The sequence below is a fragment of the Streptococcus parasanguinis genome (assembly GCF_016648855.1).
In the GTDB taxonomy this organism is placed as follows: Bacteria; Bacillota; Bacilli; order Lactobacillales; family Streptococcaceae; genus Streptococcus; species Streptococcus parasanguinis_L.
Map to the genome: position 1 here is coordinate 1 of NZ_JACLQU010000004.1, position 23,578 is coordinate 23,578.

Genomic DNA, 23,578 nt, shown 5'->3' on the forward strand with positions numbered 1-23,578 from the left:
CAGTATACTCCTTTCTAGGAAGATTTCTTTTTATCCCTATCTTTATTATAGGCCTACAGCAATTTAGATTCAATTTTTTATATATGAAAGTAGTTTCAGAATTCGAACTTTAATTTTTTTATTATACCTTGATTATCATTGAAAAAAATGTACAAATCAATTTCTTAGATTTGATAATATGATGAACTATAAAATATACAAAATACCACTCCAGAATAATGTACAAAACAAAATAAAGTACACTTTTTAAAGAATGTACTTTATGCTTCTAATTCAGTTGTATCAATGGTTTAGCTCTAGTTTAGTCAATTGTACATAAATTTTTAGTTTTAGTTCGCTGACGTCCGTCCTCACCTATGGAAAGTCTCAAAAGAGGAATTTCTATTCAATCAGAAAAACCACATGATAAAAAGTTCATGTCCCCTGCCGGAATCGAACCAGCAACTACTCCTTAGGAGGGAGTTGTTATATCCATTGAACTAAGGGGACCGATAAAAAAAGAAGCGAGATCACTCCCGCCTCCTTGTTCGTCTTAACGACGGATTTCTTTAATACGAGCTGCTTTACCTTGCAATGCACGAAGGTAGTACAATTTCGCACGACGTACTTTACCGTAACGTACAACTTCAATCTTGTCTACACGTGGAGTGTGTACTGGGAATGTACGTTCAACACCGACACCGTTAGAGATTTTACGAACAGTGTACATTTCAGTGTGTCCTTGACCTTTACGAGCGATAACAACGCCTTCAAAGATCTGGATACGTTCACGAGATCCTTCGACAACTTTCGCGTGTACACGAACAGTGTCACCAGGACGGAATGCAGGGATATCAGTACGAAGTTGACCTTCAGTCAAGCTTTGGATTAATGGATTCATTTTATTCTCCTATCTTCGTCAATCTTGAGGGACCTCCCTCAGCGGATAAACTGTATTTTTGTGCTTCCATTACGCACAGAAACTATCATATCAGATATTTTCAGGTTTGTAAAGCTCTTTTCTCTACTTTTTTGAAACTTTTTGGCCGGAATAAATGCTCCACTCTTTTGGTAGACAATAGGCGATGGCACAAGTGATCACAAAGAAAGGAAGATTGCCATAGCCAAAGACTTCTCCTCCGATCAAGATCGGTGCGAGCAAGGTCGTGGTCGCACTGCCAAAGACACTGGCATAACCGATAGCAGCCACCACTAAGACGGGTAAGCCCAGCAGAGGAGCGAGAAAGACGCCAAGTGTAGCTCCGATCGCAAAGAGCGGTGTCACTTCTCCTCCTTGGTATCCAGCCGAGATGGTCACCACGGTAAAGAGGAGCTTGAGGATCCAGTCATAACTCTGCGCACTACCCTGATGAAAAGCCACATCAATCAGATTGGTTCCGAGTCCGCTATAAGAGCCGACCTTTGTCAGCTGGAAAGTCAAGAGGATCAAGCTGAGTCCAGCCCCAATGACCGAGATTCGAATATACGGATTAGGCAGTACTTTCGCGACTGTTTTTTTCAACCAGGAAAGGCTAAATGCAAAGAGCTTCCCAGCGAGGCCAAACGCCAAGCCAAGAAGGGCGACTTTGATCAAGGTCTCTGGTGTCCAGCTCAGCGTTTCCTTGAGTGGCACAGCAAACTTCTCCAAGCCAAGAGCATGAGAGGTAAAGCTCGCCACGATCGAGGCGATGAGCGCTGGATAGAGAGCCATCAACTGCAACTCCCCAACTGTCAAGACTTCCAGGGCAAAGAAGGTTGCTGCTAGTGGCGTCTGAAAGAGCCCCGCAAAACCGGCTGCCATCCCGGTCATGAGAAAGATACGCGAAGCATCTGGAAACTGGAAATAACGGGCAAAACGATGCGAAAGGGTTGCTCCGATCTGGACCGCTACGCCTTCCCGACCGACCGAACCACCGAAGAGGTGGCTCATCCAGGTCGTCAGCATGATCAAAGGCACTAAGACCAAGGGGATTTTCTCCTCACGCGCATGCCCGACATCAAAGATCAATCCCATCCCTTTTGAAGCCTTCCCACCAAAACGTTTATAAAGATAAACGATGACAAGCCCTGCTAAAGCCAGGAAAAGAATCAAGGGCCAATGCTGGCTTCGGAAATCTCCGATCAGGAGCAATCCTTGACCAAAAATCATGTCAATGGCACCGACCAAGAGACCGATGAAGAGGGCCATCCCTGTTAGGACCACATACTGTTGTGCTTTTTGCTTGATAGATAGACTAGTCACGCGCCCTCACCTCCTCTTGGTAGTCTCTAGAACGCGCCATTAAATCTTGAAACTGGCCTTGAATGGTCGCACGATACTGCTCATCTGTCACAAGAGATCCGACTTTCTCTAGCACCTCTCTTTCCCTTCCTTGGTCGAGCACAGGTAGGCCCTGCTGCTCCTTATATTCTATAATCTGACTGACACAAACCATCCGTTTTTCCAACAAGGCTACAAGCTCTTGATCGATCTGGTCAATGTCCTTACGAATCTGATCTAAATCCATGTGTCTCCTCTTTATTTTGGATATAAATCGAGGCTGTAATCCATCAATCCAGCCTCTTTGTCATTAATTTGCTTTGGCTACGAGTTCTTCCGCAAAGGCTTCTAATTTTTCAATGTCTTCGTCTTCTGCAGACAAATCAACTTTGACACACTCAGAACCTTTTTCAGCACCAGTCGCAGCGAAGCAACGGTCGAAATCATCAACTGCTTTACAGAATTCATCGTAGAAGGTATCACCTGATCCTACAACACCGTAAAGTTTGCCTTTGAGATCAAGGCCAGCCAAATCTTCGTAGAAATCTTGGATCTCATCTGGAAGCTCTCCATCGCCGTATGTATAAGTCGCTACTACTGCGATATCCGTATCAAGGAAGTCCTCCGCATCCACAGTTGTACACTCATCCACATCTACTTCGACACCAAGATCACGGAATTTGTCCGCTACGATATCAGCAATTTCTTCAGTATTTCCAGTCATACTAGCAAAAACAATCTTCGCTACAGTCATAATTTCCTCCCAAAAGCTATTTCCCGTATTATACCACTTTTTCAAGCATTTTGCACGAAACCTTTCCCGATAAGGTGAAAGAAGGGACACGTTTCAAGAAATTGGATCGATTCAACCTAATCACCCTCGTTTTATTCTTGAATTGCTTTAAGAGTTCAATTATTATCCGTTCTTCGCCTCCAACTCATACTCCTCTTCAATATCTTTAATACGCTGGATTTCTTCATCTAGTTTTTTATTAAATTCAGATTCAGTTTGATAGGGATATGAAAAACGGCTCCAGGTATACCACTTCAACCCATCTTTCCCTTTAAAATACCATTCAAGTTTGATCGGTAAATAATCTTGATTATAGGTGATCCGAACTTTGGAAAATTGGTCAGTTTTATCTAAAACTCTAGCCTCAAATTCAGGTGTCATTTTTCCTTTCACTAGTGATTTTGTGATTAGAGATTTCGGATCTCGCTCAATGATAAAGTTTGATTGTTCGATCTCATCTTTTGAAACCTTTAAATTCAGAATTGCGGAAGTGACATTTTGGTATAAGAATAAATGATATCTGTCATCAGGCTTTTCATCTGAACTACCATCATACATCTTCCCATTTTTTTCAACTACCTGAGTTATACTATAAAAATTATTACTCTTTAAATCATAGCCATTCTCAAAATTAAATCGATAAGAATTTTCATATTCCGCTCTATCCACAACAATAAACCGCTTTTGTTCTAATATCGATTTTGAATTTTCTTGAATCTTGCCTCTGCGGAATGCTATGAAAACACCAGCAACAACTACTAGAGACAAAGCAACTAGAAAGACTTTCGAACTGAATCGTCTCATTTTAACTTCTTTCATCATATCCATCCATTCTACCAAAATATTGAACTTATGTAAAACCGCTTCCATAGCTCCTAATTAGTGATAAATGCTTGCTGGATGGGCCTTTCTTATGTTAAAATTGACAGAGAAAATGAGGTAATGTATGAACGTAATGAATGAAATTCTTGAAAAAATTCAAGCTTATGACACGATTATTATCCACCGTCATCAAAATCCGGATCCGGATGCGATTGGTAGCCAGGTGGGCTTGCGGGATCTCCTGCGTGCGCACTTCCCTCAAAAGCGGGTCTTGGCAACTGGCTATGATGAACCGACCTTGACTTGGCTTGCTGAGATGGATACTGTCAGCGATGAGGATTATAATGGAGCTTTGGTGATTGTCTGTGATACGGCCAATACTCCCCGCATCGATGACAAGCGCTATACGTCTGGTGATTTCCTGATCAAGATCGACCACCACCCAAATGACGATGCTTATGGCGATCTGCTCTGGGTCGATACTGAGTCTAGCTCTACCAGTGAGTTGATTGCACTTTTTGCTAAGGAATTGGATCTTGAACTTCCTGTATGTGCTGCGCGTCTTCTCTATGCTGGGATTGTCGGCGATACAGGTCGCTTCCTTTATCCTGCCACTTCGACTCGGACTTTTGAGATTGCTGCCTTTCTTCGAAGTATTCCCTTTGATTTTACAGCACTTGCTCGGCAGATGGATACGATCAATCTCAAAACAGCTAAGCTTCAAGGCTATGTCTATGACCATCTTGAGATCGATGAACATGGTGCTGCACGTGTTACCTTGACACAAGAGCTCTTGAAGAAATTCGATCTACGTGATTCAGAGACTGCTGCAATTGTCGGAGCTCCTGGACGCATCGATACCGTATCTGTTTGGGCTATCTTTGTCGAGCAGGCAGACGGTCACTTCCGTGTCCGGATGCGGAGCAAACGAAAAGTGATCAATGAGATTGCTAAACGTCATAATGGTGGTGGCCATCCATTAGCCAGTGGAGCCAACTCCTACTCTCTTGAAGAAAATGACCAAATCTACAAAGAGCTACAAGAAGTGGCGCGCACGAACGAAGGCTGAGAACGGTTTCTCAGCCTTTTTATCTTGGTCACGGGGTTTTCATTTACCCCTTCTTATGGTAAAATAAAGCTAATACAATTTTTAAGGAGACCTATTATGGAAAAAAATAGATTGTTTATCATTATCTCTGCTGCGGTAGCAATTCTTGGTACTTTCTTGCCATGGTATACCACTGTCTTTGGAGTTATTAGCATTTCTGGAATCCAAAATAGCGGATGGATTGTAATCGTCTTTTCTATTGCCTCTATCGTTCTTGCCTGCTTGAATAACATCAATACCCCTTTAAATAAAACTTTTTCAACTATCATCATTGTTGCAGGTTTTATTTCTACAATGGTTTCATTGCTTGCAACCTTCAATGGAAGTGAGTTTACCTCTGAGTTAGGTGGATTGGTTTCAATCGGCTTTGGGTTAATCCTTACTTTGATTGCAAGCATCGCTATTGTTGTGACTGGTCTCTTGGCGATGTCAGGTGGTAAAATCACTAAAGGAACATTCGAAGAACTTGCTGAATCTGGTAAAGGATTTGCCCAATCTGTTGGACGCGTGACAACTTCTACTGTAAAAACTGCTGTAAATGAAATCAAAAAAGAAACACACGAACACACTGAGGGACAAGCTGATCAACCAGTTGAAGCACCAAAAGATCCAAATCAATCTGAACAATAATAAGATTAGATTCACCTTGGCTTAGCCAGGGTGATTTTTTTGATCATTAATTTAAATAAAATTAGTGAAAATACTTGTCAAGATCCTGGAAATTTGGTAAACTAGCTTAGTAACAATCTATGGCTCGGAAAGAGACCATGGCAGAAAGGAAATATTGCAAAATGAAAAAAGATATCCATCCAGAATATCGCCCTGTTGTCTTCATGGACACTACTACTGGTTACAAGTTCCTCAGCGGTTCAACTAAGTACTCTAGCGAAACAGTTGAATTCGAAGGTGAAACTTACCCATTGATCCGTGTTGAAATTTCATCAGACTCACACCCATTCTACACTGGACGTCAAAAGTTCACTCAAGCAGATGGACGTGTGGATCGTTTCAACAAAAAATACGGTCTCAAATAAGAACCAACACAGAACCACTTCCCTTTCGGGAGTGGTTTTTTTGATCTCTGTTTCTTTTATTGTGAACGCACAAAATAAGAGGTTAGGATGTTGATCCCAACCTCTGTTTTTTATCTTAATGGAACTGCATTCCACCATCCACGATAATGGTTTGACCTGTGATGTAGTTTGAGTCAGGTCCAGCAAGGAAGCTAACCGCTGCTGCTACATCTTCTGGTTCTGAAAGACGTTTCAAAGTGATATCTTTAGCGAATGTTTGCATACCCCATTCGTCGTCTTTGCCCGCGTTCTTACCAACTTCATGAGCAATGTCAAACATCATTGGAGTCTTAACGATACCTGGTGCATAAGCATTGACAGTGATTCCTGAATCCGCCAAGTCACGCGCCAAGGTTTGCGTAATCCCACGAACAGCAAACTTGGTCCCACCATAAATAGTCAAGTTTGGATTTCCGACAACCCCTGCTTGTGAAGTCGCATTGATGATCTTCCCACCATGACCGAGTGCTTTGAACTGAGCTTGAGCTGCTTGTGCACCCCAAATCACGCCACCAACGTTAATAGCAAATGTACGTGTAAATTGTTCTTCTGTAATCGTATCAAGTGGTGTAGTTGGCGCAACACCTGCATTGTTTACGACAACATTCAAATCTCCAAAATGGTCAACTACCTTTTGGAAAGCTGCAGCCACTTCTTCTTTTTTAGACACATCAGCTACGACTGCAAAAGCATTATCTGCTGACAACTCAGCAACTGCTTTTTCAGCTGTTTCAGCATTGTAGTCCAATACTCCGACCTTGAAGCCATCTTGCACCAAGCGTTTTGCGATTGCAAAACCGATTCCTTGACCAGCACCTGTGACAATAGCTACTTTAGACATATGATTCCTCCTTGGTATCAATGATACCAGCAAACGTTCCTATCAGAACAGCAAGGGTTGACAACTAGTTTTGATGGGGTCTATTATAAATATCCGACAAAACTATGCTAACAGTATACTCTTTTGTGAAAAATATTTCAAACTCTAGCCTGTTTTTTGAAAAAAATAGTTTATTTATATGATATTTTTATTTAGTGATAAGTGAACGAAAGCGTGAAATAGAGTATGGCTTTTAGCCAAAACTGTTAACTGTTCTATTCTGTAAACCCTACATAAAAAGAGAGTGGGACAAAAGTCCTAGCCTCTCAATTGTCTTTGAATTGTCGATCAAGACGCAGTGGTTGAGTGGGCTCTACTACGCTGATTTCATCAGCTTTTACAGCCCTACTCAACTGTGCGGAGGTGGGACGACGAAATCGAATTCTAACGAATTACCGATTTCTGTCCCACTCTCTCTCATAAACTATTCGTTTGATTGATCCCTTTAGTCATCTGACTCCGCAAATACTTGAGTGGCTTTGACTGCTTTCTTCCACCCCTTGTACAGCTCTTCCTTACGAGATTCATCCATCTTGGGTTCAAAGATTTGAGCTGCTCCATGCAGAGATTTTAATTCTTCCAAGTCCTTCCAATAGCCTACGGTCAGACCTGCTAGGAAGGCCGCTCCTAAAGCAGTTGTTTCCAAGTTTTTCGCGCGGGCAATTGCAATTCCAAGAATATCTGCCTGAAACTGCATTAAATAATCATTTTTCGCTGCCCCTCCATCAACTTTTAGGACTGGGATAGAGGTTTTAGCATCTACCTGCATGGTGTCGATGATATCGCGTACTTGGTAGGCAATGGATTGAAGGGTTGCTTTGATAAAGTCTTCCTTGGTCGTTCCCCGGGTCAGCCCAAAGACAGAACCACGCGCCTCTTGGTTCCAGTATGGTGCTCCAAGACCAGTAAAGGCAGGCACCACATAGATTTCATCCTGGTTCTGGGACTTCAGAGCATAGATCTCAGATTCAGGAGAACTGTCAATCATACGCAAGCCATCGCGGAGCCATTGAATGGCACTTCCAGCGATAAAGATAGATCCTTCAAGGGCATAGTAGACCTTGTCATTGATCCCATAACCAATCGTCGTCAGCAGGTTATTTTCTGATAACTGCATCTCCTCACCCGTATTCATAATGATGAAAGATCCAGTTCCATAAGTATTTTTGACCATCCCAGGTTCAAAGGCTAATTGACCAAAGAGAGCAGCCTGCTGGTCTCCCGCCATCCCTGCAATCGGAACTTGTCCACCGTAGAAATGGAAAGGCGCTGTCTTACCATAGATTTCAGAGTTTGAACGCACCTCAGGAAGCATGGCTTTAGGAATGTTGAGAATTTCCAAAATCTCATCGTCCCATTTCAGTTCCTTGATATTGTAAAGCATGGTCCGCGCAGCATTGGAATAGTCAGTCACGTGGGCTGCTCCATCCGTCAGCTTCCAGACCAACCAAGTATCAATGGTCCCAAAAAGTAATTCGCCCTTCTCCGCACGCTCTTGTGCTCCTTTAACATGATCCAAAATCCAACGAACTTTAGTTGCTGAAAAGTAGGCATCGATGACCAAACCTGTCTTTTGGTGGAAGGTTTCTACATAGCCTTGGTTTTTGAGCTCTTCAGCTAGTGGAGCAGTTTGCCGTGATTGCCAGACAATAGCATTGTAAATGGGAAGACCCGTATTCTTATCCCAAACAACTGTCGTTTCCCGTTGATTGGTAATACCGATCGCCTCGATTTGATTGGGCTTGATGCCACTTTCAATAAAGACTTCAGCGATCACCGACTGAACAGAGTTCCAAATCTCATTGGCATTGTGCTCCACCCAACCAGCCTGCGGAAAAATCTGAGTGAATTCCTTTTGGCTAGAGCTAACTTGCTCGCCTTTTTTGTTAAAAATGATGGCCCGCGAACTAGTGGTTCCCTGGTCAATCGCCATAATGAAAGTTTCTTGAGACATAAACTGCCCTCCTGAATTCGATACTTAAAAATCTTGTTCTTTCATAAACTAGTATACTCTATTTCATCATGGATTTGTATCCATTTTTTTAAGAAAATCCGGTCTAACATTTTCTACTGCTTCTAGCTCTATCAGACAAAGTTAAAAGAGCACTGAGACTCTTTTAACTAGTAGTTCAAATGCTTATCAAGATTTGCTTTGATCTAACCGATTTAAAAACTCCATGGTCGGACTGTCTTGATAAAGTTCTTTGAGAGGAATGTTCTGATAGACAGCTATTTCGTCAGCAGTCACACCGTAACGAATTAATAGATCATAAATACGATTTAAATCATGACGCAATTCATCCGTTATGAGGACATTATCGCTTGTTTCTTTTGTTTTCCAATAATAAGATGGCAACACTTCCTTGGTTTCAATTAAAATAGTTTGCAACAAAGTCCCACCATGGCTGTCCTTCTGAGATATATCAGCCCCAAGCTCCAACATTTTCTCGAAAACCTTGAAAGATCGGTCAGCCTTTTCCTTAGACGAATACATCTCATATTGGCCATTCCAGAGTTTGATCATGCGCCGGCAGTCAAATACAGCTCGTCCACCCGCTGTTTGGAGGACTGGTTGACAAAATGGATTCAGCTCTGTCGGCTCTTCAATAAAGTTAAGATCTGCTCCTCTATCAATAAGTAAGTCTGCAATATCTAAATGTCCCGATTTGATAGCGACTTGAAGGAGCGACTGTCCCTGATCTCTTTTAGGTTTGTCACCCGAAACAGCATTAACTTCTTCAGGCTTTTTATCCAATATCTGACGGACGGCCTCTAGATCTCCTCTTCTCAACAACTGAAAGGTTTTTTGCATGGTCTTTCCCCCTCTCATTATAGATAAAAATAACACTATGTTGATACTTTGATCCTATCGCTAGGTTCTTCTTTAAACTGATTATACCATTTTATGGACTCTACATTGAAGTCCTAAAGGCTAAAGATGACAGACTCCCACCAAAAAAGATACAACTCTAATTCTCTGATTTTCGTGCAGCCACCAGCCAAGAGGCTACTAGGATTTCGAAACTAACCAGAAGGATAATCTGAGGAAGCGAGCTCTGAACCAGCATGAGGACAGCTAGACTATCGATCAGCATATGAGCGAGGATACAAGGGACAGCTCCTTTCGAGTACTCCTTGAGCGCTCCAAATAGGAAAGTATTCCCTAAAATCATCAGGTAAAAGATGAGATAGTTGGACGAACCTGCTGTAATCCATGGGAGTTGATAGATAGGAATATGCCAGAGGAACCAGACAATGGAAAGAACCATCATTTTAGGTATAAAGTGATTACGAAAGGAAAGATGATCTTGTAAAAACCAACGCCAGCCTACTTCTTCCAGACCTCCATATAAAAAGGTCCAGGGGAAATAAATGAAGAAGGCCAAGAGGGAGTTCCCAGTAAAGCGAACGTTCATAAGCAGGATGGAAATCCCATAATAGATGACGGGGATGAAGAAAGCTAGGATCCAAGATAGGGAACTTTCTTTTTGAAGAAAGACCTTTTTGAAAAATTCACCCAAGGAGTTGACTTCCCTCAACACCAGAGAAAAGACAGCCGCCACAATCAGGGGAATCAAGTTCATTAGGATAAACAGTAGTGAGGTCCCCATACTCCTCCCATCTGGGAAAAACCAAAGGATCACTTGCCCTACTAGAAATGTAGCAAGGAGGGCAGTCAATGCATACCAGATAGCGACTGATTGTTTTGAAATAAATTTGCTCATTTTTCTTCCTTTACAGTTACATACTTCTTTCTTGCAATCCAGATTGCTAAACTAATAATAAGAATTTTACTGACGATAGATAGCCATACCTCTTCATTCACTAGAATCTGAGACAAGGAATTGATACAGGCATGGGTCATGACACAAATCCATAAATTTTGCGTTTTATGATACAAGGCCGATAAGATAAAGCAGTTAATTAGCAAACCTACTAGAAACGGAAACAATTGAATGACAGCTAAAGAACCGTCGATATAAAAGTATAGTAGATGCCAACTAGACCAAGCTAAAAAGGTGATCAAAGTAGCTGAAAAATAAGGTATTTTTTCCTGCAAAGTTGGTTGAAAGAAATAACGCCAGCCAATTTCTTCAACTCCACCAAAAAGAAGAGCCTTGAAAAAGAGCACTACTGGCAAGACCAACGATTGAGTGGTGATCTTACCACCTAAGATAAATGGGAAAAAGTCAAGCAACAAGAAAACGAGCACCAAGCAATAATTTGCCAAACTGTCTTTGACTTGAAAAAAATCTTTTAAAACTTGTTTGAAACTAGATTGATGGTAACTAATGCTTGCAAGACTGCCCCACAAAGCTGATGACAAGCCACCTACAATAATAGCGATGATCCCAAATGATGATGTAAAATCAACCTTGACTCCTCCTGCTCTTAAAAACCACACCAGAAGGCTAACTCCTAATACTTGACCAAAGGTCCCTATCAAATACATGGAAAGGGCTTGCTTTCTACTCATTCGTGATTCCTTTTTCTTTCAATTAATTACCAGTGCTATCTACCTTAAACCCATACCTGCCTGCATTTCGTTTGAGCTTCTCCACTAGCTCTTCATTCCGCTTACTTTTTCCAAAAAAGAAGGGAATGGTCTTTCCATTTCTAAGCTCGATATAAAAAGCATAGCGAGCCCCACCCCCAGATCGTCCACGAAAAATTGCATAGGTGATTTGCTTGATCTCTTTCAGCGGGATCCTGCGACGACTGAAACACAGAGCGACATGGATATAGAAGATTCCACGGCTAATGTGGAAAGGAGCAAAGAAGGGACCTCCACTACGTCTCACAATTGCCCTTCTTCTCAGGAAAAGGAAAACAGTGAAAACGAGCAAGAAAATGAGCACATATAGAATCGGAGCATACTCCATTATCTTTCTAAATTCTAACACGCCGTCTTTCATCCTCTACTTCATCTCAACCCATTTTTCATTATCCATGATAAAGGGTTTAGCCAGACCTTCGCCTGTGTAGTCTTGGTACTTGGTCTCCAAGTATTTGTAGACATCTTCCTTGGTCGCAAACTTAATGGCTTGGTAGGGCTCTTCGAAGGTTAGCTTTTCGACAAATAGATAGCCGTCCTTAGCAGGAACCAAGACACCGACGTGCCCGACAAAAAGTGTGTTTCCATCTAGGTTGTCATGAACGATAACGGAAAGCATGCGGGCATTTTCATTGAACTTGAAATGAGAAAAATACTCTTCCATCTTCTTGGCATGGACCTTGACATCCGTTGTTGCTTCTGTCGGAACCCGTGAATAGAGAATGTTAAAGGCTTCCTTGTCTGCCTCATCGAAAACTTTTCCTTTGTCAATGGCATCATTGTCCACGAACAAGAGTTCACTATCCGCTTTCATCTTAGGAATCTCAATGCGGTTCTTCAGAAGAGTATAGCTATTGATCCGGCAGTTGGTCCCGACGAAATCGCCCTTTTTCTTGGTCCACAAGTCACTGATCTTCTCAACATTGTAGTCTGTTTTCTTAAACTTGCTGAAGTCACCCGTCAAGCCGACCGAGCCAACAATGCTATCGTAATCCGTTACTAGACCCAAAAACTTGTCTACACTGTCCTGATCCAAATAAGCAGACAAAAGACTCCGCACTTCTTCGACACTTGCCTTGCTATTGAGGTTGCTGTAGGTGCCCTTGTAGCGCTCCTTATCCGAACTAGATTTCTGCACAGTAGAACTTGCCTGCTTTTCCTTGGATTGCTTTTGGTTGCTACCACAAGCCGCTAAAGCAAAGATCGCCAAGGCACAGCTAGTAAGGAGCATGATTTTTTTAGATGGTTTCATAAAATGGTTCCTTCTAATGATTGTTGTAAGAATCATTTATTTTAAAGTTTCTTAAGTTCATTATAACAAGAAACAGATTGAAACAGAAAGAAAAAACATTTTACTTTTACACTGAGAATGCTAGCATTAAAATAGCTGCGGTGTTATTGACTGATGAAAAGTTGGCGATCTACTCTAATAAGAAAAAAGACAATATTAGAATTCTGGAATTCAGAAAACTAATATTATCTTTTTTATGTCAAACAAGCTTAATTTTTCAATAAAAACAATAGTATATGAAGATCATTCTTAATGAACAATAATATCTTCAGACTTTATAATATTTAATTCTTCATCAGAAATATCATTATATTGTGACAATCGATTCGCTTGGTTGGTAAAAGCCTTCTCAAAAAGATTTCTCATTTCTCTACCATTTGCAAAGTTCTCACTTTTTTCATTACTTAATTTGCTAAGGTATTGTGTTAAATAATCCCTTGCGTCGCTAGACAATCTCATATCATTTAATTTACAGAACAACTCAAAAATATCTAGAAGTTCATTTGGTGAATAATCTTCAAATGTAATACTTTTATTGAATCGAGATTTTAAACCTGGATTTGATTCTAAAAATCTATTCATGGGCTCTGAATAACCCGCAACAATTACAACAAAATCTTCACGCTGGTCCTCCATGGCTTTTAAAAGTGTATCAATAGATTCTTGTCCAAAATCATTTTCTCCTTTAGCCAAAGTATAGGCTTCATCAATAAATAGTACTCCTCCCATAGCTTCATTAATTTTCTCCTGAGTCTTAATTGCAGTTTGTCCAACATATCCTGCTACTAAACCAGATCTATCAACTTCAACTAATTGTCCTTTTTCTAACACACCCAATTTTTTATAAATTTTTGAAAGTAGTCTTGCAACTGTTGTTTTGCCTGTCCCAGGATTTCCCAAAAAAACTAAATGCTTAGAAACTTGGGGTACCTTAAACCCTCTACTTTCTCTTAATTTATTAATTTTTAATATATTTACTAAAGAGCTCACCTCTTCTTTTACACCTGCTAGACCGATCAATTCATTCAGTTCATTTAATAAATCCTCCAAAGATTCTTCTTGATCGTCATCTTTTTTATTACCATCAATTGATGTCTTATTATGTATTTCTTCATTTTTTATTATACTATTATCTAAATTTTCAAAAGCAATATTTTGAGATTCTTTATTTAACTCAGTGTACTCTTTAAGCATCTTTAAATAATTCATAAATTTTTCTTTATCAACAGTATTTTCATCTTGTTTATTTAAAGAGTAGTACTTTCCAATTTCATAGATTGTTGAAATAAATAATGACTCAATATGTGAAACCCTATTACTACTTATTTCTTTACTAAGATTAAAAAGTAATTTAAAAAATCTAGGTGTTTCTATCTCTTGAACTTTCGGATAAAGGTCAGAGTATGAAGTGTTTAGATATGTAATTTTAAAAAGAGATATTCTTTCTTCTGAATCCTCACTAGAAATGTAATGAATAAAAGATAAAATATCTTCTATCATCATCCTATCTATATCTTCTATATCTTTTGAAGATGTCTTGATTGTATTACAGATGAATAATAAGCTATCAAGGGAATTTTTAATATCAATATTCATAGGTTTCCTCACACCAAAAGAAGCTCTGCTTGTTTTATTACATTCTTGTAGATATCTGATATTTCTTTACTATCTTGATCTTTAAAGGTATCTCTAATAGTTTCATCTATCAGTTCTTTCATTTCTCTTGTACTGTTTTCACGGATAGCCTCCAAAACATGAATTTCTCCTACACACTTAATCAATTCCTGATTATCGACAACTTCCTGAAAAGCTTCATTAACTCTATCAATTAGTTCAGTATAATATATATCGACGCCAATAGTATCTAAATCCGTCTCAAATACAGCGTAATCCTGCAATTTCTCTATAAACCACTCTTCAGTTAATTCATTATAGATGCTCATCCATTTATCATGTGACGAATGCCAAACATCTGTATCTATTAGAATATTATGATTATTAAAATAATATTGCTCATCAAAATATTTTAAAGCAACAGTAAACATTGAAAGAAGTGAAAAGATGGAAACGATTAGTAGATGATTATTTGATGCAATGTCTTTTCTAAATAAGTCTGTTAGTAATTTTAAAGCAGTGTATAGTTTTTGAACTAAAAAACGCATTTGTTCTTCAGAATATGGCTGTTGACGACGTCTGCAATCAAGCATATCGGTATACTCACCTAGAACTTTTTCAAATTCATAAATAGCACGAACATCATGCTCCTGTTTGACTACATTTTTTAATTCATCAAATTGAAGCTTCATCTCTGAGCTAATATTATCAAGTTTTTCATACATAATAGCGAATCCAGCACTCGTGGCTGCTAAGTTTAAACCATTCATCACAATCCCTAATTTACTTACCGATGCAAGTTGTTGGATATTATGCATGGTAATTTGAGATATATTCATTTGATCATTAAGCATATTGGAAAAATTTTTATTAAAAACTCCAATTGCTTTTTCACTAATCTCTTTATTTCCCTTTTGTACAATATCACTTAATGCAACTTTTTGAAATGCTTTGATTCTATTTTTTTGCCCTCTAACAACTATTTCAATAATTCCTTTATCGTTTTTAAACTGATTAAATTGTTTCAAATAATCAATTACTAGTGTTTTATTCATTACTGTACTCTCCTATAATTCTTGCATCTTTGATCTTGTTAAGAAATATAATGGACAGAATTAATGAACAAACTTCGAAACTATAGAACCCTTTATCCTTTATGATTCCTTGACTTTTTTTATTAAAAATTGAAAATAAATCTTCTTCTAATATACTTTCCATACATGGAATTATGATCATTTCATCAAGACACCTGGTTGAAAAATCAAAATTGGTAACCTCTTTATTATTTTGTTTTACAATCTCTACAAGAAGGCACATCAAAATTCTATTATAATCTATTATTTGTCTCACATTATTAAACTTTAAAGCTCTTAATTGTTTAGCTTTTTCAAAATATCTTTTAGTCCTTGGAACTATAACAGACGTTATATCCTTATTCTTTCTGGTTGTTTTTTCTGGTACTCTTTTTGCAACGAAATTTTCTAAATGATTAAAATAGAATTCTAGTATTTTTTCAAATTTTTTATTATTTTTTAACTCAACCTTTTCAAAATAGTCAGTAATTTTCTCTGCTAAAATCTCTCTTGTGATTGAGCCATCTTGGATAAATTTAAAGTCAAAATAATCAGCAATCAGTGTATCTTTTAAATAAAGAAATGATTTTGACTCAAGTTCAATCACACATTCTTTTATAATTTCTCTGTAATCCATAATAACCTCTTTTTCAATGAAACACTTTATTCCTCTTGAACTACTTTAATTAGTATTATATCATGAAATATTGTTCATTTTTATTTACTAGTGTAAAAGTCTTCATACTAGTAAACAAAAAAGCGACTGCAATATTTCAACTACAATCACTCGTTCAATTGTGTGATAAAAAATTAACAAAGTATTATATAAGATTTTTTAATCTTGTGTTTGTTCATCTTTTCTTCAAAGACTTCCGTCATGATGACACGCAATTCCTCCCGTTCTTTTTCAGGAAGGTCTCTTTGACGCTTGGCCACGGCATAGAGTTCAGGATAGCGCATAGCCACACGTTCGATCGTCTTTGTTGTCGCATGCCCTCTGACAAAGAAAGGAATACGCTTGATCCATTCTTGCGGGCCAAGAGCGAGCAACTTCTTCGCCGCTTCCTTATCAGAAATCTCAGCTGTGCTCAAACCTCGATTGATTTGTTCTTGTTCTTTTTCTGTATAGTTCTAAAAGTTAAAAATGTGTTTGTTGATAAATTTGATTGTAATGGAATAACATTTAGATAAAAACATATCACTCTTATATTTTAGTTATCCCAATCTATTTTTGCATGTTCTATTGCATACTCAGCTTCTTCTTGAGTAAATTTTCTATATACAACAAGTTTTTCTAATAACTTTTCTTTCGTAATCTTACCACCGTTTGCATAAAATTCCGCTTTTTTCACAGCTTCCTCTTTCCAATCGAAATTACCTTGTTCTATGGCATAATCAGCCTCTTCTTGAGTAAATTTTTCAATATTTATAAGTTGCTCAACTAATTTTTCTTTCGAATAATGAAACTCTTGATATGATTTTGCTTTTAAAAGTGCTTGCTCTTTCCAGTCTACATTAAGCTTATTTAAAGCGTACTGAGTAGCATCCTCTGAATACCTGTCATACTTAGTAAGATATATTTTAATTTGCTGCTGCGATAAATGCTTTTTTGACCAAGATTTAGCTTCTTCATATGCCCTTGTATATTCTGGATATAGTAAAGTTGGAGGAAATAGTCCTTTCATAAACATATTCATTAATGATTCTAAATCTTCCTTATTTTTTCTATCACTTGAAGAAGAGTATTTTTTATAATCATAATTCTGCGTACTAGAACTTGAAGTAGCGTATTCTTGTTTTGATGATTCAAAATCATCCTTATTTCCATCACTTGAAGAAGAGTATTTTTGTACAGGATTAGTCAACTGTGATCCTGAACGTGAATTTATCCATTTATTATAATTTATTTCATAATCAATTACTATAAGAGCTAGCATTCCTGCAAATAATCCAAAAATTGTAAAAATAAATATCAAAAACTTTTTCATCATGACTACCTTTACTTGTTTTTCTCCAATGAAATTTTCATCCCTCTGGAACTGCTTTCATTAGTATTATATCATGAAATATTGTTCATTTTTATTTACTAGTGTAAAAGTCTCTATGGCTAGTAAATAAAAAAGTGACTGCATTTCAACTGCAATCACTCGTTCAATTGTGAGATAAAAATCATAAAGGATTATTTAATCTTGTGTTTGTTCATCTTTTCTTCAAAGATAGCTGTCATAATCTTGCGGAGCTCTTCTCCTTCTTTTTCAGGAAGATCCCCTTGACGTTTCGCCACAGCATAGAGTTCAGGGTATTGCTTGGCTACACGCTCAACAGTCTTGGTCGTCGCATGCCCTCTGACAAAGAAAGGAATTCGTTTGATCCATTCCTGCGGGACAAGAGCGAGCAACTTCTTAGCTGCTTCTTTATCAGAAATATCAGCTGTACTCAAACCTTGGTTGATCTGTTCTTGTTCTTTTTCTGTAAAATCTTTTAATTCCATATGAATCTCCTTATTCTACTATTTTCTTTACCTAGGGACACATTATACACCTATGTAGGTAAAAGTACAATTAAACGAATTGAAAAATAGACCAAGGGTAAGCCACACTTATTTGTGTTTTTCTATCTCGGTTTCTAATAGACTAAGCATGCTATCATGGTGAGATCTAACACAGTTATTATCCCAATTCCGATCATATTTCTTGACCAAGTTACTCATCACCTTCAATTTGGGACTTTGCTCTATTACACTTGGATCAGGTTATTTTTTCAGAATCAGCGTTCAATTTTACTTTAAATCGTACTTCCAGTCTTCTCCATCTTGGTAGTAGAAAAATTCAGACAGGTCTTCTTCAAGGAAAATACGAAGCATATCCTCCATATCTAAGGAGAGGTCTAGTTTTGGCAATTCTTTCAGGTCCTCCCACCAGACTTCCCCCTCTTCAGAGGATCTTAAGTCTCCGTCAAACTTTTCTGTCTTATAAAAGTGAACTACATAACGAATGCCATCTTCCACCCAATCTTTCATTCCACAAATCTGGGGAGAAGCAATCCTTAAGCCAGTTTCTTCCTTCACTTCACGGATTACTGCTTCCGTAAATGATTCTCCCGCTTCGACATGACCTCCAGGAAAGGTTATGCCTGGCCAGTCCTCTTTTTTACGATCAATAACAAGAACTCTATCGCCATCTCTTACCATACAAAGATTTGTAAACTCGACGTTTTCATTCATATAGATATTTCCTAACTATGTTTGTCTTTTTCTTTAAGGATAGGATAAACAATCTCTACCCTATTCTTCTTTTAGTTGCACTTGCGTATGGGCTAGCAGGTCACCTATATGCCTCTTATCTTTCCTAAACAGCGTCATTACCAGTAGCAAAACTGCGAGGAGAGTCGCCGAAATAGAGAGGCTAATGGATAATCCGTCAAAATTACTATAGAAACCATGAATCGTGCCCATATGACCAATTTGCCAAGGTAAAAATTTAATGGTGTTTCTGATTAAGCTAGCTTGCACTGTTTTTTTCTGGTAGACCAGCTCAAGTCCCGCTTTTCCCTTCCCCAAGCTCCCATTTTTTGCATAATCCAAATATGTAAACAGGAGGGTGATTGGCAAAATAGATGTTAAAAATACAAGCCACTGTGACTGAATTTCTGTAAACTCTGGGACACCATTAAAAAAAATGATGTAAATAAGCATCGAACCTATAAACAGAAAAACTAAATAAGTTAGAATGAAAAGATAATCAAATAGAAATTCTATCATTCTTTTTTTAACCGAAATAGGATTGATTGCTAACATCTTCATCGCCGGCTCCTCCTTTCTCATCTCCATTATAATATAAGGGTACGAATAAAGAAACCATTTATAAAAAAAGACTGAAATACCTAAATTCCAGTCTTCTTTCTTATTAATCTTCTCTATAAATAACAAATCCATTTGGTTGGATAACCAATTGATCATCAGAGATGCTCCCAAGGCTGATCAGATCTGCTTGTTCTCTTTCTAAGACAACGTCTTTCTTGGAGTGGTTAAAATATGCTTTGAGGAGCTGTCCTTCATACCGCCATTCTACTGCCAGTATATCTAGCTCTACTTCTTCCAGACTCACTTTACCATACTGAATCATGCCTGCTACTTCTTTTCGGAGCTGGATCAATTCCTTCATAAAGTTGAGCATGTCATTGTCCGCTGACACGCGCTCCCATGGCATGACACGGCGGCAATCTGGGTCTGGACCACCGATGAGGGCTAGCTCCGTTCCATAATAAATACAGGGCGTTCCTCGTTGCAGATAGAGGAAGGCCAGAGCAGACTTGACAGACTGAAGATCGCCTTTGGCCGTCGTCAAAATGCGCTCTGTATCATGGGAGTCCAAGAGGTTAAACATCACCTCAGAGATTTGTTGCCTATAGTACATGGACTGGCTATTGATCTCCCAAATGAAGCGTTGCGTTTCCTTATGCCCCCGCAGGAAATAATCCTTGATACTTTCAGAGAGGGGATAGTTCATCACCGCATGGAACTCATCGCCATTGAGCCAAGGTTGGGACGAATGCCAGATTTCTCCAAGGATATAGAGGTTTGGTTTCTTGGCCAAGACTGCCTTACGGAAATCCCGCCAAAATTGATGGTCGATTTCATTGGCCACATCCAGTCGCCAAGCATCAATATCAAACTCTTCAATCCAGTAAGTCGCCACCTTCAAGAGATAGGCCTTCACCTCAGGATTAGCCGTATTGAGCTTAGGCATAAAGCCCGCAAAGGCAAAAGCATGGTAAGACAAGTCGCGACTATTCCACAGATTTTCTGAGGAGACAGGGAACTCTTTGATATGGAACCAGTCCTTGTAAATCGAATCCTCCCCGTATTTGACCACATCCTGCCATTGGGGTGAATCATAACCAATATGGTTGAAGACGGCATCCAGCATAATCTTCATCCCACGCGCGTGGGCCTCTTTCACTAGCTGGCGGAAGGTCTCCTTATCACCAAAATGTCGATCAATTTCAAAATAATCAATGGTATCGTACTTGTGGTTACTTGGAGACTCAAAAATCGGGCAAAGATAGAGCCCTGTGATCCCTAACTCCTGCAAGTAGTCCAGATGATCGATGATCCCTTGCAAATCACCACCAAAGAAATCCAATACTTGAGGAGCAATAGAGGCATCCCAAGGACGAACACCTTTTGGCGAAATAGCTGGATTCCCATTGGCAAAGCGCTCAGGAAAAATCTGATACCAAACCGTCTGCGCCACCCAATCCGGAACAGCACACCCATCAATCTCATGGATAAAAGGAAGCTTAAAGCCGTTCATGACAAAGTCCAGGTTCTCCTTGGTGTAGGCTGCCACACCTCGATCTCCGTACAAGATCTTCTCTCCCGCTGTGTCCTCTAATTCAAAGAGGTACTGGATCCGTGCATGACGAACCGATACCGACACTTGCCAATAATCAAAGAGGTCGTCTGTCGTCACCTTGTCCATTTCCTTAGTTGCCTCATAAAGATCCTCTATAAAAACAAAGGGATCCCCATAGTGCAAGACAATCCGTTTGATATCTTCTTTCTTGGTCCGGATGCGAATATGAAGCTGCCCGTCCTTATAAAGATAGGCATACTCCGATTCAGGCCGATGATAAATCGCTGTTAATTCCATCTGTCTCGTCTCCTACTATACTCTCTTTTCATCATTTACCACTTTATGCAAACGATTACATAAAATCATTTATTAGTATACAACTTTATGAAAAGGTTTGCAAGATTCTGAGAGATAATTTCAGATTCCTCACTTTTTATAATTGTATTGCAAAACAAAAAGCCCAACAATTGGGCTTTCTCATTATCAAAATAACTTATAGTCATTCCTTACTTGTATGCCGCTTTCCAAGACTTAGCGCTTGCTCTTCTGACATTTCAACTACTTTCGCAAAGTTGGTATTTCGTGGCATGCTATCTTTAGAATACCAATAAACATCCGCACTCCCATTTCTGGCCACATAAACAACTGGAGCTAGTTGAGGAGTTGGCTCTGCAGGCTCGACAGGTTGGACTGGTGCTGCAGGCTCTACAGGTTGAACTGGCTGTGCAGGCATTGCTGGCTGACTCGGTTGAGGGGCTTGACTTGGTTGCGTCTCTACAGAAGGACTAGCAGGTTGAGGTTGACTACTAGGTTCTGTCGGCACTAAAGATGGCTTGGCAGTCCCCTTCAGATAGTCAATGGTCGCATTCTTAGAGTAGTTGTCCAAGGTAACGGTGGTAATCCCATAAGCATCTACTGACTCTTTGGGACTACTTAAATTGATTGGTAGAAGGTTGCCATCTCGATCAATTCCTACATATTGCAAGGTCACCTGCCGAGGAATTAATTCATCACCAGTATAGACCGGAGTCACCTTGTAGTCTAACCAGTAATTTGGGTGGGTGGCTAGCCAGCTATCAAGTCGTTTCTCGTAGTAGAACATGCCCTCCACATTGCTATCCGCTGTCCCTTTATAATTCCCTGTATTGGTCCAGGCAGTTAGAGGAACCAAATTTTTCCCTTCATTGGTCAGACCACTAAACTGATAGCCAATCAAATGCCCTCTATGGAACAACCAGGCCTTCTTTCCCTTGTTTCCATAAGCAATCTTATAATTGTGCCAGCCAACCGGATTATAGCTGAGACGTGGTTCTCTTTTTCTCTTTGGCTCATCCTTGTCCTGCAGCTGAATATGAGCGGAGGTCGCACGACCCAAATGATCAAAATCCCCCAGTACTAGCTGCTTATTGCCATTAAAAGGCAGTAGATGAAGACTCTGGTAATCGAGTCCAGTTTGCTCAGCTTGAGCCCCTTGAACAAAGACCAAGGAGATAAAAACCGAGACGATCGCAACAATAACATTTTTCAAAAACCGTTTTGTAACCATGATAAACTCCTGTATTACTATCTAGTATTATTATAGCAAAAAAAACAGTTACAAATAAATAGCTTTTAGAAATTATTTTATGCTATTTTTTATTACTACCAGACTATCTGGGATTTCAAAATATTATTTTAAATTCTATTATTTGAATGTATGGTAAAATAACTAAAATAATGCTAAAAATCAACGTTAAAACGATAAATGCCACGCAAAGTAGCAAAAAAAATGAGAATGCAACTTCTACTTGCTTGTGCTGTAATCATCGTTTATTCTATACTAAAATCAGTCATATTGCTACTTTATGACAAATTACATCATAAAATATAGAGGAGGTCATACAACATGACATTTGCTGATAAATTAAAATCCATACGTAAACAAGTAGGGATGTCACAAGAACTTTTAGCTGAAAAAATCGGTGTATCAAGACAAGCTGTAACAAAGTGGGAAACTGGTGCTGGAATTCCAGATATCGAAAATATGATATCCATCTCAAACCTATTTAACATCTCTATCGATGAGCTAATCTGTAATGAAAGAACTACTCTTAAGACGAGCGAATATCTTTTTGAGAGTATCACAGAGTATGATATCGATAAGATCAAGAGCTATGATATGAAATTTGGAGGCGCAGAAAAGTTTGTATTGTCTGGATACAACGGAGAAAAAATTCGAGTTCGTCTGGTATCTAACCTTCTTCCTACACTTCAAAATGATTTTAAAGTAAAAATTGATGATAGTAGAAAAAGAATTGACGTAGATGTAAAACGTTATAATGGTGTAACAGAGGCAACGGCTAAAGAAACTGTCAGTATCTTTGTGCAAATCCCAACTCCTTATATTAGTCACATTGAATGTGCGGTTCGTGCAGAGTCTGTAGAAATTCACTCCCTAGAATGTGACAATATCGAACTTGACGTTAAGACATCTCGTATTGCCCTAGAAGATATTTCAGGTAAAGTAAAAATAAACTGTAATCTTGATATGGAAGTATTATGTCATTCATTAAACGGTGAAGTTAACATTAACCAGATTTCAGCAACATCTAGAATGCGTATCCCTGAAAATAGCCTATTTACAGCTATTACCAAAGGGATTGGTACAAACATTTATTATGAAAAAAATGGACAAAAAACTAAACCATTCGATTCACCCGATTCAGATAATATCATTGAATTAAATGGTATTAAGAGTGAACTGGTTATCTATACAGCTGAAGAAAGAGGATAA

26 protein-coding genes and 1 tRNA gene are annotated in these 23,578 nt (G+C 38.8%); 4 read left to right on the top strand and 23 right to left on the bottom strand.

Annotated features, from left to right (window positions below):
- Positions 1-417 precede the first annotated feature (417 nt).
- From H7T92_RS03610 to H7T92_RS03635, 6 genes are all read right to left on the bottom strand, one after another.
- Positions 418-489 (bottom strand) — tRNA-Arg (locus tag H7T92_RS03610).
- Between the two features lie 43 nt (positions 490-532).
- Complete coding sequence (gene rplS / locus H7T92_RS03615) at positions 533-880, bottom strand: 50S ribosomal protein L19 (protein ID WP_021153086.1); 348 nt, start codon at positions 878-880, stop codon at positions 533-535.
- A gap of 123 nt (positions 881-1,003) precedes the next feature.
- Positions 1,004-2,167 carry a chloride channel protein gene (locus tag H7T92_RS03620; RefSeq protein WP_201037176.1) on the bottom strand — a complete coding sequence of 388 codons (1,164 nt, stop codon included), beginning with the start codon at positions 2,165-2,167 and terminating at the stop codon, positions 1,004-1,006.
- Positions 2,168-2,213: 46 nt separating this feature from the next.
- A complete protein-coding gene (locus H7T92_RS03625) occupies positions 2,214-2,486 on the bottom strand; it encodes a chorismate mutase (protein WP_201037102.1) in 273 nt (90 codons plus the stop codon).
- Between the two features lie 63 nt (positions 2,487-2,549).
- Positions 2,550-2,993: a flavodoxin gene (locus H7T92_RS03630; RefSeq protein WP_201037104.1), complete on the bottom strand. Its 444-nt coding sequence runs from the start codon at positions 2,991-2,993 to the stop codon at positions 2,550-2,552.
- A 162-nt stretch (positions 2,994-3,155) separates the two neighbouring features.
- Positions 3,156-3,902, bottom strand: coding sequence for a hypothetical protein (locus H7T92_RS03635; protein WP_260314265.1), 747 nt, complete (start codon positions 3,900-3,902; stop codon positions 3,156-3,158).
- 76 nt (positions 3,903-3,978) lie between these two features.
- Here H7T92_RS03635 and H7T92_RS03640 point away from each other — a divergent pair, with 76 nt between their 5' ends.
- The 3 genes from H7T92_RS03640 to H7T92_RS03650 all read left to right on the top strand — a co-directional run bounded on the left by H7T92_RS03640 (position 3,979) and on the right by H7T92_RS03650 (position 5,996).
- The gene (locus tag H7T92_RS03640; protein WP_201037106.1) at positions 3,979-4,923 is read left to right on the top strand and encodes a DHH family phosphoesterase; all 945 of its coding nucleotides are present in this window, start codon (positions 3,979-3,981) and stop codon (positions 4,921-4,923) included.
- Positions 4,924-5,019: 96 nt separating this feature from the next.
- Entirely contained in the window at positions 5,020-5,592 is a 573-nt protein-coding gene (locus H7T92_RS03645) for a lantibiotic ABC transporter permease (protein ID WP_201037108.1), read from the top strand.
- Between the two features lie 161 nt (positions 5,593-5,753).
- Positions 5,754-5,996: a type B 50S ribosomal protein L31 gene (locus H7T92_RS03650; RefSeq protein ID WP_003016441.1), complete on the top strand. Its 243-nt coding sequence runs from the start codon at positions 5,754-5,756 to the stop codon at positions 5,994-5,996.
- 115 nt (positions 5,997-6,111) lie between these two features.
- Here H7T92_RS03650 and H7T92_RS03655 read toward each other — a convergent pair whose 3' ends face one another.
- From H7T92_RS03655 to H7T92_RS03735, 17 genes are all read right to left on the bottom strand, one after another.
- Positions 6,112-6,876 (bottom strand): (S)-acetoin forming diacetyl reductase, encoded by a 765-nt coding sequence (locus tag H7T92_RS03655; protein WP_070594517.1) that lies wholly within the window; start codon positions 6,874-6,876, stop codon positions 6,112-6,114.
- A gap of 484 nt (positions 6,877-7,360) precedes the next feature.
- Positions 7,361-8,869, bottom strand: coding sequence for a glycerol kinase GlpK (gene glpK / locus H7T92_RS03660; protein ID WP_024056021.1), 1,509 nt, complete (start codon positions 8,867-8,869; stop codon positions 7,361-7,363).
- A 186-nt stretch (positions 8,870-9,055) separates the two neighbouring features.
- On the bottom strand, positions 9,056-9,727 hold the full coding sequence (locus H7T92_RS03665) for an ankyrin repeat domain-containing protein (RefSeq protein WP_021153074.1): 672 nt from the start codon (positions 9,725-9,727) through the stop codon (positions 9,056-9,058).
- Positions 9,728-9,884: 157 nt separating this feature from the next.
- The gene (locus H7T92_RS03670) at positions 9,885-10,640 is read right to left on the bottom strand and encodes a CPBP family intramembrane glutamic endopeptidase (RefSeq protein ID WP_023917914.1); all 756 of its coding nucleotides are present in this window, start codon (positions 10,638-10,640) and stop codon (positions 9,885-9,887) included.
- A complete protein-coding gene (locus H7T92_RS03675) occupies positions 10,637-11,392 on the bottom strand; it encodes a CPBP family intramembrane glutamic endopeptidase (RefSeq protein ID WP_023917912.1) in 756 nt (251 codons plus the stop codon). Before H7T92_RS03675 ends, H7T92_RS03670 begins: the two co-directional genes overlap by 4 nt.
- 22 nt (positions 11,393-11,414) lie before the next feature.
- Entirely contained in the window at positions 11,415-11,831 is a 417-nt protein-coding gene (locus H7T92_RS03680) for a hypothetical protein (RefSeq protein WP_023917910.1), read from the bottom strand.
- Between the two features lie 3 nt (positions 11,832-11,834).
- A complete protein-coding gene (locus H7T92_RS03685; protein ID WP_023917908.1) occupies positions 11,835-12,722 on the bottom strand; it encodes a DUF4300 family protein in 888 nt (295 codons plus the stop codon).
- Positions 12,723-13,010: 288 nt separating this feature from the next.
- Positions 13,011-14,357 carry an AAA family ATPase gene (locus H7T92_RS03690; protein ID WP_023917906.1) on the bottom strand — a complete coding sequence of 449 codons (1,347 nt, stop codon included), beginning with the start codon at positions 14,355-14,357 and terminating at the stop codon, positions 13,011-13,013.
- An 8-nt stretch (positions 14,358-14,365) separates the two neighbouring features.
- On the bottom strand, positions 14,366-15,430 hold the full coding sequence (locus tag H7T92_RS03695; RefSeq protein ID WP_070505662.1) for a hypothetical protein: 1,065 nt from the start codon (positions 15,428-15,430) through the stop codon (positions 14,366-14,368).
- The gene (locus tag H7T92_RS03700) at positions 15,423-16,085 is read right to left on the bottom strand and encodes a hypothetical protein (RefSeq protein ID WP_023917903.1); all 663 of its coding nucleotides are present in this window, start codon (positions 16,083-16,085) and stop codon (positions 15,423-15,425) included. The genes H7T92_RS03695 and H7T92_RS03700 overlap by 8 nt, the downstream gene beginning before the upstream one ends.
- Before the next feature lie 173 nt (positions 16,086-16,258).
- The gene (locus tag H7T92_RS03705; RefSeq protein ID WP_023917901.1) at positions 16,259-16,540 is read right to left on the bottom strand and encodes a hypothetical protein; all 282 of its coding nucleotides are present in this window, start codon (positions 16,538-16,540) and stop codon (positions 16,259-16,261) included.
- A gap of 119 nt (positions 16,541-16,659) precedes the next feature.
- Positions 16,660-17,436 carry an Ltp family lipoprotein gene (locus H7T92_RS03710; protein ID WP_201037110.1) on the bottom strand — a complete coding sequence of 259 codons (777 nt, stop codon included), beginning with the start codon at positions 17,434-17,436 and terminating at the stop codon, positions 16,660-16,662.
- A gap of 191 nt (positions 17,437-17,627) precedes the next feature.
- Entirely contained in the window at positions 17,628-17,939 is a 312-nt protein-coding gene (locus H7T92_RS03715; RefSeq protein ID WP_155125319.1) for a hypothetical protein, read from the bottom strand.
- 288 nt (positions 17,940-18,227) lie between these two features.
- Positions 18,228-18,671: an 8-oxo-dGTP diphosphatase gene (locus tag H7T92_RS03720; RefSeq protein WP_155125320.1), complete on the bottom strand. Its 444-nt coding sequence runs from the start codon at positions 18,669-18,671 to the stop codon at positions 18,228-18,230.
- 60 nt (positions 18,672-18,731) lie between these two features.
- Positions 18,732-19,271, bottom strand: a complete 540-nt coding sequence (locus H7T92_RS03725) for an RDD family protein (protein WP_155125321.1) — start codon at positions 19,269-19,271, stop codon at positions 18,732-18,734.
- 82 nt (positions 19,272-19,353) lie between these two features.
- Entirely contained in the window at positions 19,354-21,102 is a 1,749-nt protein-coding gene (locus tag H7T92_RS03730) for a glycoside hydrolase family 13 protein (protein ID WP_155125323.1), read from the bottom strand.
- Between the two features lie 202 nt (positions 21,103-21,304).
- On the bottom strand, positions 21,305-22,351 hold the full coding sequence (locus H7T92_RS03735) for a DNA/RNA non-specific endonuclease (RefSeq protein ID WP_201037112.1): 1,047 nt from the start codon (positions 22,349-22,351) through the stop codon (positions 21,305-21,307).
- Positions 22,352-22,690: 339 nt separating this feature from the next.
- Here H7T92_RS03735 and H7T92_RS03740 point away from each other — a divergent pair, with 339 nt between their 5' ends.
- Complete coding sequence (locus H7T92_RS03740) at positions 22,691-23,578, top strand: helix-turn-helix domain-containing protein (RefSeq protein WP_201037113.1); 888 nt, start codon at positions 22,691-22,693, stop codon at positions 23,576-23,578.